The organism is Methylobacterium terricola (genome assembly GCF_006151805.1).
Lineage (GTDB): Bacteria > Pseudomonadota > Alphaproteobacteria > Rhizobiales > Beijerinckiaceae > Methylobacterium > Methylobacterium terricola.
Genome location: NZ_VDDA01000003.1, coordinates 282,143 through 296,638 on the forward strand (window position 1 = coordinate 282,143; position 14,496 = coordinate 296,638).

13 protein-coding genes are annotated in these 14,496 nt (G+C 71.4%); 8 read left to right on the forward strand and 5 right to left on the reverse strand.

Translation table 11 applies throughout. The features are described from left to right. Positions 1 to 68: 68 nt before the first annotated feature. The 5 genes from FF100_RS08645 to larC form a co-directional block, all read right to left on the reverse strand. Positions 69 to 278 (reverse strand): hypothetical protein, encoded by a 210-nt coding sequence (locus FF100_RS08645; protein WP_139035146.1) that lies wholly within the window; start codon positions 276 to 278, stop codon positions 69 to 71. A gap of 79 nt (positions 279 to 357) precedes the next feature. Further along, entirely contained in the window at positions 358 to 1,473 is a 1,116-nt protein-coding gene (locus FF100_RS08650; RefSeq protein ID WP_139035147.1) for an aldo/keto reductase, read from the reverse strand. Between the two features lie 22 nt (positions 1,474 to 1,495). Next, the gene (gene larB / locus FF100_RS08655) at positions 1,496 to 2,173 is read right to left on the reverse strand and encodes a nickel pincer cofactor biosynthesis protein LarB (protein ID WP_139035148.1); all 678 of its coding nucleotides are present in this window, start codon (positions 2,171 to 2,173) and stop codon (positions 1,496 to 1,498) included. Further along, positions 2,170 to 2,994, reverse strand: coding sequence for an ATP-dependent sacrificial sulfur transferase LarE (larE, locus tag FF100_RS08660; protein WP_139035149.1), 825 nt, complete (start codon positions 2,992 to 2,994; stop codon positions 2,170 to 2,172). Before larE ends, larB begins: the two co-directional genes overlap by 4 nt. After that, on the reverse strand, positions 2,991 to 4,286 hold the full coding sequence (larC, locus tag FF100_RS08665) for a nickel pincer cofactor biosynthesis protein LarC (protein ID WP_139035150.1): 1,296 nt from the start codon (positions 4,284 to 4,286) through the stop codon (positions 2,991 to 2,993). The genes larE and larC overlap by 4 nt, the downstream gene beginning before the upstream one ends. Before the next feature lie 205 nt (positions 4,287 to 4,491). Between larC and FF100_RS08670 the strand changes: the two genes are divergently transcribed. From FF100_RS08670 to atpA, 8 genes are all read left to right on the forward strand, one after another. Beyond that, complete coding sequence (locus tag FF100_RS08670; protein ID WP_139035151.1) at positions 4,492 to 6,075, forward strand: aldehyde dehydrogenase (NADP(+)); 1,584 nt, start codon at positions 4,492 to 4,494, stop codon at positions 6,073 to 6,075. Between the two features lie 95 nt (positions 6,076 to 6,170). Continuing rightward, positions 6,171 to 6,404: a DUF2171 domain-containing protein gene (locus FF100_RS08675; RefSeq protein ID WP_139035152.1), complete on the forward strand. Its 234-nt coding sequence runs from the start codon at positions 6,171 to 6,173 to the stop codon at positions 6,402 to 6,404. A gap of 625 nt (positions 6,405 to 7,029) precedes the next feature. After that, complete coding sequence (locus tag FF100_RS08680; protein ID WP_139035153.1) at positions 7,030 to 8,229, forward strand: Zn-dependent hydrolase; 1,200 nt, start codon at positions 7,030 to 7,032, stop codon at positions 8,227 to 8,229. Positions 8,230 to 8,511: 282 nt separating this feature from the next. Then, positions 8,512 to 10,575 carry a TonB-dependent siderophore receptor gene (locus FF100_RS08685; protein WP_246101975.1) on the forward strand — a complete coding sequence of 688 codons (2,064 nt, stop codon included), beginning with the start codon at positions 8,512 to 8,514 and terminating at the stop codon, positions 10,573 to 10,575. Positions 10,576 to 10,652: 77 nt separating this feature from the next. Beyond that, the gene (locus FF100_RS08690; protein WP_139035154.1) at positions 10,653 to 11,144 is read left to right on the forward strand and encodes a glutathione peroxidase; all 492 of its coding nucleotides are present in this window, start codon (positions 10,653 to 10,655) and stop codon (positions 11,142 to 11,144) included. Positions 11,145 to 11,217: 73 nt separating this feature from the next. Next, complete coding sequence (locus FF100_RS08695; RefSeq protein WP_139035155.1) at positions 11,218 to 11,919, forward strand: DsbA family protein; 702 nt, start codon at positions 11,218 to 11,220, stop codon at positions 11,917 to 11,919. Between the two features lie 384 nt (positions 11,920 to 12,303). Further along, complete coding sequence (locus FF100_RS08700; RefSeq protein WP_139035156.1) at positions 12,304 to 12,876, forward strand: F0F1 ATP synthase subunit delta; 573 nt, start codon at positions 12,304 to 12,306, stop codon at positions 12,874 to 12,876. Between the two features lie 64 nt (positions 12,877 to 12,940). Next, positions 12,941 to 14,470 (forward strand): F0F1 ATP synthase subunit alpha, encoded by a 1,530-nt coding sequence (atpA, locus tag FF100_RS08705; protein ID WP_139035161.1) that lies wholly within the window; start codon positions 12,941 to 12,943, stop codon positions 14,468 to 14,470. The last annotated feature ends 26 nt before the right edge of the window (positions 14,471 to 14,496 follow it).

Consider the following 14,496-nt stretch of genomic DNA (forward strand, 5'->3'; position numbering starts at 1 on the left):
GCCGGGAGATGCGCGCTCGTCCCTTGTCCCGGACGGCGCCGCGCGGATACCGGCGCGGCGGCCTCCGCTCACCCCCGCCCTGCCCGGGTCGGCGGGCAGCGCAACACCGCCTCCACCTCCTCGCGGGACTTGCCCCGCACCGCGTAGCCCATCGCCTCGAAGCGGTCGATCAGCGCCGGGCTGTCCTCGGCCGTGCAGGCGGCCCAGGCGGCCAGGCGCTCGTTCATCGTCTGCAACTCGGCGGACGGGTCGCGGTGGGGGGCGGACGTGTCGCTCATGGGGCGGTCTCGTGCCGGCGTGAAGACATCAGTCAACGCGCCGGCCGCCGTCATGGTTGTGTCACGGTGTCGGCCGCCCTCACTCCATGGTGGGGGCCAGCTTCTTCACCCCCGGCACGTCCTCGCCGAGCCAGGCGGCGTTCTTGGCGGTGCCGTCGAAGGTCGCGCTGGTCTTGAACAGCTCGTACTTGCCCTCGAGCGCGTAGGGGCGGCTGCGGGACAGCAGTTCCGCCACCGTCGCCTTGTCCATCGGCGCGAAGGTCTTCACCGCCTCGAAGGCCTGGTCGAGGTCGCGCTGGTTCTGGATGCCGGTGATGACCACCGACGTCGGCAGGTTGAGCGAGAAGTGCAGGTACTCGATCGGCTTGATCGGCGCGTCGCTCTTCAGGATCACCCCGTCGCCGAAGGTCTTCATCGCCAGCGGCGCGATGCCGTTCTGCACGAGGTAGGGCAGGACGAGGTGGCCGAAGCTGCGGAAATGCGCGTCCATCACGTTGAGCGGCATCTGCACCGCGTCGAAATGGAAGCCGCGCTCGGCCGCCACCTCGAGCATCTGCAGGTGGATGCGCGGGTCCTTGTGGCCGGTGAAGCCGATATAGCGCAGCTTGCCGGCCTTCTTCGCCTCCGCGAACGCCTCCATGGCGCCGCCCTCGGCGAAGACCCGGTCGGGATCGTCGTAGCGCAGGATCTCGTGGTGCTGCACGAGATCGATCCGGTCGGTGCGCAGGCGGCGCAGCGACTGGTCGATCTGCTTCATCGCCTCCTGCTTGGTCCGCCCGTCCATCTTGGACATCAGGAAGACCTTGTTGCGATATCCGTTCTGCTCGAGGGCGATGCCCATCCGCTCCTCGGAGCGGCCCTCGTTGTAGTCCCAGCAATTGTCCATGAAGGTGATGCCGCGGTCGACGCCTTCGTGGATCAGCCGCGTCGCCTCGGCATCGGTCACGGCGCTCTTGCCGAGGTGGAAGCCGCCCATGCCGATGGCCGAGATTGTCTCCCCCGTGCGCCCGAACGGGCGGTACAGCATCTCGCCCCGGCGCTCGCCGGGATCGGTGACGAGCGGCAGGTCGGCGGGGTCGGCGGGCCGGGTGCCGGGGAGCGGGGCGGGCGGGGCGTTCACCGCCGCCCCCGCGCTGCCCGAGACGGCGAGGCCGGCGCCGAGGGCCGCGCCCTGCAGGAAGCTGCGACGTTCCATGGCGTTTCTCCTGGGATGAGGATCATCGGGGTGCCTCCGTCAGGCGGTGGGCCGTGTGGAGCAGGCGCAGGGCCGCGCAGGCGGCGCCGTAGCCGTTGTCGATGTTGACGACAGCGATGCCGGGGGCGCAGCTCGCCAGCACCGCATCGAGGGCGGCGCGCCCGCCCTCGGCGACGCCGTAGCCGACCGAGGTCGGCACCGCGATCACCGCCCCGGCGACGAGGCCGCCGAGCACGCTGGGCAGCGCCGCATCCATGCCGGCGGCGCAGATGACGATCGGATGGGCCCGGATCTCCTCGATCCGCCGGGTCAGCCGCCATAAGCCGGCGACGCCGACATCGGCGACGAGCGTCGTGGCGTGGCCCTGATAGGCCAGCGTCCGCTCGGCCTCGCGGGCCACCGGCACGTCCGAGGTGCCGGCCGCCACGATGGCGATGCGCGCCGGTCCCGCGACCGGCCTGGCCGCGCCGAAGAACGCGGTGCGCGAGACCGGGCAGTAATCGAGCCGATCTCGGTAGGTGAGGGCGGCGTGGCGCTCCGGATCGAGCCGGGTGACGAGGAAGCGGGCGCCGCGTTCCTCGGCCGCCGCCAGGATGGCGTCGATCTGCGCCGGCGACTTGCCGGCGGCGAACACCGCCTCTTCGAGGCCGATCCGCTCCGTGCGGGCGAAGTCGAGGGTGAATTCGTCCTGGATGCTCACCGGGGCGATCCTCCGGTCAGGAAGGCGCTGCCGGTGCGGTAGGGCGCGAACGAGACCGGCGCGTCGGTGAGCCGGGCTGGGGCGTGGGCGGCGATGCGGCGGCCGAGATCGGCCTGCGCCGCCTCGGGCAGGCTCGCGAGGCTCTGCGGATCCAGCTCGACCACGATGCCGGAGGCCCGCACCCGGCAGCGCACGGCGCGTTTGGGTCCCGTCTCGGCCAGCCCGTCGCCCACCAGCCGCTCGACGGCATGGATGAAGGCCAGGGTCTCGGGCTCGATGCGGATGCCGGTCTCGACCCGGCTCGACAGGCAGGGGGCTGCCGGCAGCTCCGCCACGGCCCCGAGGCCGAGGTCGCGGGCGAGCGCCCGCACCATCGCCTTGCTGAACTCGGCCTCGACGAAGGGATGGCGCACCCCGTGCTCGCGGGCGGCATCGAGGCCCGGGCGGTACTCGCCGAGATCGTCGAGGTTGGCGCCCGAGACGATCTGCCGGCCGGTCACGCGCCGGATCGCCCCGTAGAGGTTGGTCTTGCAGAAGAAGCAGCGGTTGACCGGGTTCTCGCGATAGGCCGGGTCGGCGAACTCGCCGGCCTCGATCACCCGGAGCTGCCAGCCCTCGCGGGCGGCCTCGGCCCGCACCCGCGCGGTGGCCTCGCCCGGCACGGCCGGGGAGACGGCGTGGACCATCAGGGGAGGTTCCTGCAGGGGCGGCTCCGCGCTCGCGCGATGCGCGATCGTCGCGAGAGTCAGGCTGTCGACCCCGCCGCTCACCGCGACGGCGATCGGGCCGAGCCCGGCCAGGACGGCGTCGAGGGCGCTCATCGTCCGTCCTCCGGCAGATCGAGGGCCAGGCGCTCGGCCTCGCGGCGCAGCCTCTGGCGGGCGGCGTGGCCCTCGGTGGTCAATGCGTCGTCGGATTCCGCCTTGGCGGTGCGCCCGCCCGGCCGGTCGACGCTCTTCACCCGGACCGCTTGGCCCGCCACCTCCACGGTGTCGAGGCGCCGCTTGAGCGCCGCGCCCGAGACGGTGTGGTGGCGCAGGCCGATCGTCGTGGTCTCGCGAAAGCAGGCCTCGATCGCCTCCTCGATCGCGTCGGCCCGGGCGAGTGCCCGGACATGGGTCATCATCCGGCCCTTCTTGCCGAAGACCGGCATCTGCACGACGTCGAAGATCTTGGGGTGCGCCCGCAGGCGGTCGAGCCCGGCGGCGAGGTCCTCGGCCGACTGGTCGTCGACCTCGAACTCGACGATGCCGAGCTCGCGATGGCCGGGCGATCCGGTCTCGCCCGGCTCCTCGAAGGCGAGCACCCGCAGCACGTTGCTCAGGCCCGGCAGCACCTTGGTGCCGAAGCCGAGGCCGCTGCGCAGGAGGCGGCGCGGGCCGCTCTTCTTGGCCTGGCCGCCGCAGAGATGGCGCAGGATCGCCGCCCCGGTCGGGGTCACCCGCTCGCCCGGCACGCCGTCGTCGAGGGTGAGGAAGCCTTCGAGCAGGAGCGCGGTGGCGGGCGCCGGCACCGGCAGGGGGCCGTGCTGGGTCCGCACCCGGCCGGAGCCGAGCGGCAGGGCCGAGACCGACCAGCCGGTCGCCCCGATCGCATCGACGAGGTGGGCCGCCGCCACGATGTCGGCGATCGAATCCCAGGCGCCGACCTCGTGGAACGCCACCTCGGCGACCGGGATGCCGTGGACCCGCGCCTCGGCCTCGGCCAGGTGCCCGAAGATCGCCAGCGCATGGGCGAGGACCGTGGGGGAGAGCCCGCTCGCCTCGAGGTCGCGCCGGATGCCCGACCAGTGCCGGTGCGCGTGCCCGCCGCCGTGATGGTGGTGGCCGTGATGATCGTGGTGGTGATCGCCGTGGTGATGGTGATGGCCGTGATGGGGGCCGTGCTCCTGCACCGGTCGCTCCGGCGCCTCGCCCTCCGGCCCCGTCACGGCGAAGCGCCGGCCCTGGAGCACGCCGTCGCCGTGGGCGAGGAGGGCGCAGGCGGTGCGGCCGCGGCTCGCCCGCGCCACGCTCTCGCGCACGCCCGCCTCGTGCTCCGGAAAGGCGTCGAGGAGCGCCGCCACGAACATGTCGCCGGCCACCCCGCCGACGGCGTCGAGATGAATCTGCATCGGATCCTTCGTCACGGCGTTGGCCTCGCGCCGGTCGGGGGCACATCGGCCGGCAGGGGCTCACGGCAAGCGCCTCGGGACAGACGGTCGCAGCGGCGACGCCGGTTTCGTGCCGGCGGATTTTTCGCCCTGCCCCGGTGGATCCCCCGGGGCCCGCCGGGGCATAAGGCCGCTCAACACCGGCACACAGGAGAGGACGCGACCCATGCCCATCACCGGAGAGAACCTGATCGGTGCCACCGCCCGCCGCGGCGAGGGCGAGAGCTTCCGCGCCGTCGAAGCCGCCACCGGCCAGAGCCTGGAGCCGGCCTTCGCCTCGGCGACGCCCGCCGACGTCGAGCGCGCCTGCACGCTCGCCGCCGAGGCCTTCGACACCTATCGCGAGACGGCCCTCGAGAACCGCGCCCGCTTCCTGGAGGCGGTGGCCGACGCGATCGCGGCAATCGGCGACGAGCTGATCGTGCGCTGCATGGCCGAGAGCGGCCTGCCGCGGGCCCGCCTCGAGGGCGAGCGCGGCCGCACGATCGGCCAGCTGAAGATGTTCGCCGGCGTGGTGCGCGACGGCGGCTTCCTCGAAGCCCGGATCGACCCGGCCCAGCCCGAGCGCAAGCCGCTGCCGCGCCCCGACCTGCGCCTGCGCCAGATCGCCGTCGGCCCGGTGGCGGTGTTCGGCGCCTCGAACTTCCCGCTCGCCTTCTCGGTCGCCGGCGGCGACACCGCCTCGGCGCTCGCCGCCGGCTGCCCGGTGGTGGCCAAGGCGCATCCGGCCCATCCCGGCACCTCGGAGCTGGTCGGCCGCGCGGTGCAGGCGGCGGTCAAGCAATGCGGCCTGCCCGAGGGCGTGTTCTCGCTGCTCATGGATGCCGGCATCGGCGTCGGCCAGGCGCTGGTGGCCGATCCGCGCATCGCGGCGGTCGGCTTCACCGGCTCGCGCCGCGGCGGCGTGGCGCTGATGCAGGCCGCCGCGTCCCGACCGGTGCCGATCCCGGTCTATGCCGAGATGAGCAGCATCAACCCGGTCGTCCTGCTGCCGGCGGCTTTGGAGGCCCGCGGCCGCGACATCGGCCGCGCCTTCGTCGGCTCGCTCACCCTCGGCTCGGGCCAGTTCTGCACCAATCCCGGCCTGATCCTGGCGGTCGAGGGCGCGGGCCTCGACGGCTTCGTCGAGGCGGCGAGCGCCGCCCTCACGGAGACCCAGGCCGCCACGATGCTGACGCCCGGCATCCACAAGGCCTATTGCGCCGGCGTCGCGGCGCTGGAGGCCAACCCCGCCGTGACCACGCTCGCCCGCGGTCTCGCCGGCGGCACCCACCAGGGCCAGGCGGCCCTGTTCTCCACCAGCGCAGAGGCGTTCCTCGCCGACCATACCCTCGCCGAGGAGGTGTTCGGCGCCGCCTCGCTGGTGGTGCGCTGCCCCGACCTCGCGACGGTGCGCGCCGTGCTGGAGCGGCTGGAGGGCCAGCTGACCGCGGCTCTCCATCTCGACGAGGCCGACCATGACGCCGCCCGGGCGCTGCTGCCGGTGCTGGAGCGCCGGGTCGGGCGCATCCTGGTCAACGGCTTCGGCACCGGCGTCGAGGTCGGCCACGCCATGGTGCATGGCGGGCCCTACCCGGCGACCTCGGACGGGCGCACCACCTCGGTCGGCAGCCTGGCGATCCACCGCTTCCTGCGCCCGGTGAGCTACCAGGACCTGCCCGAGTCCCTGCTGCCGGCCGCCCTGAAGGACGGCAACCCGCTCAAGCTGTGGCGGCGCGAGGACGGGAAGGCCGTGGCGCCGGGGGCCTGATCGCGTCCCGCCCCGGGAGGCCTCGCCGCCTCCCGGGGCGCTCGGAACTCACCCCCCGTATCGCCGTTGGTCGCCGCATCACGAAGGAGCGCACCATGGTCGATACCAGCCGCATCAAGGAGCACATGCCGGTCGTCGGCTCCGACGGCGGCCATGTCGGCACCATCGATCATCTCGACGGGCAGCGGATCAAGCTGACCAAGACCGATCCGGAGGCCGGCGGCCATCACCACTTCATCCACGTCGACTCCATCGCCAGCGTCGAGGGCGGGCAGGTGCGCCTCAACCGCACGACCGCCGAGGCCAAGGACGAGTGGGCGACGGCCTGAAGCGCCACCGGCCGACAGGGCGAGCGGAGCGAGGCGATGAGCCTCTCCGGGTCGATCATGGCGAGGATCGTCGGGGGACCGACCGCGGCCCGAGCGTCTGCACAAGCGTCCGCGCCCGGCGCCGCCGCGACGCCGACCGTCACCGTCGGCGGCGGCACCGGGCTCGGCGGCCCGTCTCATGCGCAAGCGCGCCGAGAATGGCGGCAGGATCCCGGACGATCTGCGCCACGCGTGACCAGCGCACCTTTCGGATGAAGGCAGGTTGCCAATCGATGATGCAACCGAAGGCGCGGATTTGCATTAAGTTAACAATCCTGGACGGAAAAAAGGGCCGCCCTGGAACAGGCGGCCCGAGTCTAGGGAGGAAACGCCCGAGGAGGGCGCGAGCAGCGCGGCGGCATCGCCACCGCCCTGCACAGGACAAACCCGGTCGGCTCCCACGTGGTTCCCGGGCCTGAACTGAGACCAAGGTCCGCCTCGGCGGACCTTCTTTTTGCCGCGATCCAGTGAAGCCATCGCGCGCCCGGCGTCCTGGTACGGTTCATGCTGCCGAGGCTCGGACCGCGGGCTCCCGGATAGTCCCGCGGCCGATCTGTTAGCTCTTGAGCCGGTAAGCCCCGAACCCATGCCCGAGATCGACACCCAGGCCTTCCTGCGCGACCTGCACGAGCTGCGCGCGATCGGCCGATACCGCACCGGCGTGCACCGCCCGACCTATTCCCCGCAGGACATGGAATCCCGCCGGTGGCTGATGCAGCGCCTGGAGGAATGCGGCCTTGCGCCCACGATCGACGGGGTCGGCACCGTGTTCGGCCGCCATCCCGGCGAGGGCCCGCACCTCCTCGTCGGCAGCCACATCGAGAGCCAGAACGAGGCCGGCTGGCTCGACGGGGCGCTCGGCGTCGTGGCCGGCATCGCGCTCGCCCGGGCCGGGCTGCCGGTCGATGTCTGCGCCTTCGCGGACGAGGAAGGGCATTTCGACGTCGGCTTCCTCGGCAGCCGGTCGGCCATCGGCGAGGTCACCGAGGCCGAGATGGACGCCAGCCGCAACCGCACCGACGGCACCCCCTTGCGCGAGGCGATCGCGGCGGCGGGTCTTGCCGGCCTGCCGCGGATGCGGCTCGACAGCGGGCGCTACCGCGGCTTCCTCGAGATGCATATCGAGCAGGGCACCGTGCTCGAGGAGGCTGGCCTGCGTCTCGGCATCGTCACCGGCATCGTGGCGATCTGGCAGTGGCGGATCGTGATCGAGGGCCAGCAGGACCATGCCGGCGGCACCACCATGGCCGAACGCCGCGACGCGGGCCTCGCCGCCGTGCGTCTGCTCGCCGCCATCGACGAGGCTTTCCCGAAGGTCTGCGGCGAGCGCAGCACCTGGACCACCGGGCGCATCGCCCTTGATCCCGGCGCGCCGAGCATCATCCCGGGCCGGGCCGAGATCCTGTTCCAGTTCCGCGACGTGTCGGTACCGGTGCTGGAACGGATGGAGGCGACCCTGCGGGCCTTGATCCGCGAGAGCAACCGGCGCGAGCGCTGCAAGGCGACCCTCGAGGCCATCTCCTGCGCCACCCCGGCCCTGTGCGACCCGGGCCTGATGGGCGCCCTCTCGGGGGCGGCCGAAACCCTGTGCCCCGGCGGCTGGCAGACGATGCCCTCCGGCGCCGGCCACGACGCCCAGAACGTCGCCAAGATCATGCCCGCCGCGATGCTGTTCGTGCCCTCGATCGGCGGCATCAGCCACCACTGGACCGAGGATACCAAGGAGGAGGACCTGGCGCTCGGCGTGCGGGTGCTCGGAGCGGCGGCGGAGCGGGCGCTGGCCTGAGCGGCGTTCTCGCCTCCCCTCGTGGCCGGGCTGCCAGTCCGGCCACGGATGTTGTTTTTAGTTATTAAAATAAAGACTTGTTTCTCCACACGTCGCATTTTCTCCGCAACGTGTCTGCATGTTGACGGTCGGTGCCGCGTGCCGTAGGGCGAGGCCAAGCGTAACCGTTCGTGTAGATCTGTAGCCGTGACTGTGAAAACTTTCCGGGGTGGCGCCGCGATGGCGGCGGCCCTGTCGATGACCTGTGCGTTGCCGGGACTTGGTCTGAAACCGCAGGGAGCGATGGCGCAGGCCGCCGCCGACGTCGCGCCGGAGATCCAGCTCGACGAGATCTCGGTCGCCGGGAGCGGCCGCGGCGACCCGCTGAAGACCGAGGGCTACCTCGCCCGCAACACCGTGAGCGCGACCCGCACCGACACGCCCTTGCGCGAGGTGCCCCAGACCGTGGTGCCGGTGCCGCGCCAGGTGCTTGAGGACGCGGCGGCGACGCGGATCGACACCGCGCTCGATCTCGCCGGCGTCGGCCGGGCGAACAATTTCGGCGGCCTCGGCCTCACCGAGTTCACCATCCGGGGCTTCGCCACCGGCGAGTATTACCGCAACGGCTTTCCGATCAACCGCGGCTATCCGAACTCGCCCGACATCGTGTCGATCGAGCGGATCGAGGTGCTGAAGGGGCCGTCCGCCTTCCTGTACGGGCGCGGCGATCCGGGCGGCACCTTCAACATCGTGACGAAGCAGCCGAGCGCGGAGCGGTCCTTCGCGATCGGCACCCAATACGGCAGCTACAATTCGAAGCGCAGCACCTTCGACGCCACCGGCGCCCTCGACGAGGGCGGCACGGTGCTCGCCCGCCTGACCGGCGCGGTCGAGGACAACGGCAGCTTCCGGGACTTCGTCCGCGGCGACCGCTATTACCTCGCCCCCGTCATCGCCTGGAAGCCGAACGCCGACACCACGGTGACGCTCGAGGGCGAATTCATCAGCGCCGGCCAGATCTTCGACCGCGGCATCGTGCCGTTCCGCGGCGACCTGCGGGCGGTGCCGCGCCGCCGCTACATCGGCGAGCCCGGTCTGCCGCCGTTCCGCAACGACAACGCGCTCGGCCAGTTGCGCGTCGAGCACCGGATCAACTCCGATTGGGTCATCAATGCCGGCGCGCAGGTGCTGGCCGGCAACCTCGCCGGACAAGCGGTCCAGACCGTCGGGACCGTCGGCAGCGACAGCGTGCTCCGGCGCACCTACGACCGGCGCGAGCTGACCTGGTCCGATCTCGACCTGCAGATCAACCTCGCGGGCAAGTTCGAGACCGGCGCCTTCCGCCACACCCTCCTCGTCGGCCTCGAGCGCGACTCCTTGCGCTACCGCGAGGACATCCCCCTCATCTCGAACCGCAACGCCAATCCCTTCGCCCTCGACCTGTTCGCGCCGGTCTACGGCCAGCCGCTCCCTCCGCTCACGGTGCCGTTCAGCAACGTCCTGCAGAACACCACCAGCTATGCCGGCTTCGTCCAGGACCAGATCGACCTGACGCCGAAGCTCCACGCCCTCGTCGGCGTGCGGGTCGAAGACATCACCCTCGACACCGCCAACTACATCACCAATACGAATACCCGGCTCCAGGGCATGGCCGCGACGCCGCGCTTCGGCCTCGTCTACGACGTGACCGAGATCGCCTCGATCTACGGCAGCTACGCCCAGTCGTTCCGGCCCAATCCCGGCACCGACCGCTTCGGCCGGCCGTTCCCGTTCCAGCAAGCCGAGAGCTATGAGACCGGCGTCAAGCTCAGCCTGCTCGACGGGCGGCTCGATGCGACCGCGGCCTTCTTCGACATCCGGCGCACCAACCAGCTCGTCACCGATCCGGTCAACCAGAACTTCCAGGCCGCGGCCGGCGCGGCGCAGAGCCGGGGCTTCGACATGAGCGTGGCCGGCTTCCTCGCCCCGGGCTGGCGGGTGATCGGCACCTACGCCTTCGTCAACGCCGCGCTCACCCAGGCCACCACGGCCCCGGTCGGCGCCCGGCTCGCCAACGTCCCGCAGAACAGCGTCGCGGTGCAGACCGTCTACGAATTCCAGGACGGCGCCTTGCGCGGCCTCGGCCTCGGCGGCGGCATCACCTATGTCGGCTCCCGCTTCGCCGGGGAGACCCGGCCGACCTTCAAGCTGCCGGAATATACCCTCGCCAACCTGATCTCGTACTACAAGATCACGCCCGACGTGCGGATCTACCTGAACGTCGACAACCTGTTCGACGAGCGCTACTTCGACCGTTCGTGGCAGAACCGCTACGCGACGCCGGGCCTGCCGCGCACGATCATGGGCGGGGTCGCGGCCCGCTTCTAAAGCTCCGGGCAGGAGACGACAGGACCGGGCTGGGGCATAAGGCGGCCATGAGCACGGCCTTAATGAGCACGGCCCCGATGAGCACGGTCCACGATTTCGCCCCCGCCGCCGCGGACGGTGCGCCGCACCCGCTCGCGCAGTATCGCGGGCGGGTGCTGCTCGTCGTCAACACCGCCTCGGCCTGCGGCTTCACGCCCCAATATGCCGGGCTGGAGGCCCTGTGGCGCCGCCACCGCGACGCCGGCCTCGTGGTTCTGGGCTTTCCCTGCAACCAGTTCGGCGCCCAGGAGCCGGGCGACGCGGCCACGATCGCCCGGTTCTGCACGCTCACCTACGACGTGACCTTCCCGGTCCTCGCCAAGGTCGCGGTGAACGGGGCGAAGGCCGAGCCGCTCTTCGCCCATCTCGAACAGGCGAAGCCGGGGCTGTTCGGCACCCGGGCGATCAAGTGGAACTTCACCAAGTTCCTGGTCGGACGGGATGGGCGGGTGATCGCGCGCTTTCCCCCGCGGGTGAAGCCGCAGGCCTTGGAGAAAGCCGTGGTGGCGGCACTGGCCGAGTCGCTGTGAGGCCATCATCCGGCCAAAATGGCCGAGCTAGTCCCGGGGGCCGACGAGGTCCCGTCGCCCCGGAAGTCCGCCCATGTCCCTGTCCCGCCGCACCCTGCTCGCCGCCTCCCTGGCAGCACTCCCCGCCCTCGCCACGCAGGCCCGGGCGCAGGCGGAGGGCCAGTGGCGCGCGGTCACCGGCGACAACGGCCAGCCGATTCCCAACACCCGCCTGCCGGGCGAGCTCGCCTCCGAGATCGGGCGCCTGCGCGGCGTGACCTGGCTCGGGCCGCGGGAGGCCTCGGTCACGCTCTACGAGTTCTTCGACTACAATTGCCCGTGGTGCCGGGCGGCGGCGCGCGACCTCGACGCCCTCGTCAAGGCCAACCCGGACCTGCGCATCGGCCTCGTCAACAACCCGATCCTGTCGGTGCAGTCGGCCCAGGCCGCCAAGGTGGCGATGGCCGTGCAGCGCGCCGGCGGCTCGGCGGCGACCGCGAAGCTCTATGCGGCCCTCCTCGGCCCCGGCACGTCGGGGCGGATCGACGGGCCCCGCGCCCTCGAGGCCGCGGCGGCCCTCGGCCACGACCGGGCGGGAATCGAGCAGGCGGCGGATTCCGACGAGGTGCGCGAGGCGCTCAAGCAGCAGATGCGGCTCGCCGCCAATCTCGGCCTGCACGCCACCCCGTCCTACGTCGTCGGCACCTCGGCCTTGCTCGGCTATCCGGGCCCGAAGAGCCTCGCCCGGGTGCTCTCGAACGTCGCCGAGTGCGACGAGATCGCCTGCGCGAGCTGACCGCAAGTCACCCTGCAAGTCACCCGCGCGTCACCGCCCGGACATCGTTCGGAAACCGCTGCGAAATTTGCGCGCGTCCGTGGCGCCCGGGCGAATCCGGGAGGCGGAGGCCGCGTCCCGGCGCAATCCGACCATGGTCGAAGGGGTGGCGCCGGACGCCGCCGGATCGGATTAAACTCAGGGCCCGCCTTGCGATTGGCGCGCTCGCGCTCGCCTTGCGCCCCCCGAAAACCCATGCTAGGCCGGCGCCGCGCCGGGGGAGGGGGCTGTCTTCTCGCGCCGGAGCCTTTCCCATCATCGACGGGCCGCGCGCCACCGCCGCTCAACTCGAGACCGGCGCGATCGGCCGGACCCGTCGGGCCAGGACATGAAGAGAGAGCGCTGGTGGCTCAGAACGCATCGGAATCGGGTTCCCCCCTGGCGGGCGTCGCCGGGCGGTACGCCTCGGCGTTGTTCGAGCTCGCCCGCGACGAGCGGGCCGTCGACGCGGTGGCGGAGGGGCTCGACCGGTTCGACGCCCTGCTGACCGAGAGCGCCGACCTGCGGCGCCTCGTGCGCAGCCCGGCCTTCTCGGCCGAGGATCAGGTCAAGGCGATCGAGGCGGTGCTGGCCAAGACCGGCATCGGGGGCCTGGCCGGCAACTTCATCCGCCTGTCGGCCGCCAACCGCCGCCTGTTCGCCCTGCCGGACATGATCCGCGCCTATCGCGAGCTGGTGCGCACGTCGAAGGGCATCGTCCGCGCCGAGGTGCGTCTCGCCGAGAAGCCCTCCGACGCGGTGCTCCAGGACATCAAGGCGTCCCTCAAGGACGTCGCGAAGGCCGAGGTCGACCTCGACCTCCGCATCGACCCGAGCCTGATCGGCGGCATCGTCGTGAAGCTCGGCAGCCGCATGGTCGACGCGTCCCTGCGCACCAAGCTCAACAGCATTCGCCTGGCGATGCAGGGCGCCCGCTAAGGGCCCCGACGCACCCGCCGCTCCCAGAACAACGCCCGATACGAACGAACGAGGGAAGGTCCAGATGGACATCCGTGCCGCCGAGATCTCCGCCATCCTCAAGGAGCAGATCAAGAACTTCGGCCAGGAGGCCGAGGTCACCGAGGTCGGTCAGGTGCTGTCGGTCGGCGACGGCATCGCCCGCGTCTACGGCCTCGACAACGTCCAGGCCGGTGAGATGGTCGAGTTCGAGTCGGGCGTGCGCGGCATGGCCCTGAACCTCGAGCAGGACAATGTCGGCGTCGTGATCTTCGGCTCCGACCGCGAGATCAAGGAAGGCCAGACCGTCAAGCGCACCGGCGCCATCGTGGACGTGCCGGTCGGCAAGGGCCTGCTCGGCCGCGTCGTCGACGCGCTCGGCAACCCGATCGACGGCAAGGGCCCGATCGTCGCCGAGAAGCGCAGCCGGGTCGACGTGAAGGCCCCGGGCATCATCCCGCGCAAGTCGGTGCACGAGCCGATGGCGACCGGCCTCAAGGCGATCGACGCCCTGATCCCGATCGGCCGCGGCCAGCGCGAGCTGATCATCGGCGACCGCCAGACCGGCAAGACCGCCGTCGCGCTCGACACCATCCTGAACCAGAAGCCGGCCCATTCCGGCACCGACGAGAAGGCCAAGCTGTACTGCGTCTACGTCGCGGTCGGCCAGAAGCGCTCCACCGTCGCCCAGTTCGTGAAGGTGCTCGAGGATAACGGCGCGATGGAGTACTCCATCGTCATCGCCGCCACCGCCTCGGACGCGGCCCCGATGCAGTTCCTGGCGCCCTTCGCCGGCTGCGCCATGGGCGAGTACTTCCGCGACAACGGCATGCACGCCGTGATCGTGTACGACGACCTGTCGAAGCAGGCCGTGGCCTACCGCCAGATGTCGCTGCTGCTGCGCCGCCCGCCGGGCCGCGAGGCGTATCCGGGCGACGTGTTCTACCTGCACTCCCGCCTGCTCGAGCGCGCCGCCAAGATGGGCGACGCCGCCGGCAACGGCTCGCTGACCGCGCTCCCGGTCATCGAGACCCAGGCCAACGACGTCTCGGCCTACATCCCGACCAACGTGATCTCGATCACCGACGGCCAGATCTTCCTCGAGACCGACCTGTTCTACCAGGGCGTGCGCCCGGCGGTGAACGTCGGCCTCTCGGTGTCGCGCGTCGGCTCCGCCGCCCAGACCAAGGCGATGAAGTCGGTCGCCGGCAAGATCAAGGGCGAGCTGGCGCAGTACCGCGAGATGGCGGCCTTCGCGCAGTTCGGCTCGGACCTCGACGCCTCGACCCAGAAGCTGCTCAACCGCGGCGCCCGCCTGACCGAGCTCCTGAAGCAGCCGCAATTCTCGCCGCTGAAGATGGAAGAGCAGGTCGCGGTGATCTACGCCGGCGTCAACGGCTACCTCGACACGATCCCGGTCAACCGGGTCCGTGCCTTCGAGGACGGGCTGCTCTCGACCCTGCGCACCAAGCACGCCGACCTGCTGGAGACGATCCGCTCCTCGAAGGAGCTGTCGGCCGACAGCGGCGCCAAGCTGAAGGGCGTGGTCGAGTCCTTCGCCAAGTCGTTCCAGTAAGCTTTAGGCTCGACAGCTAAGGAACT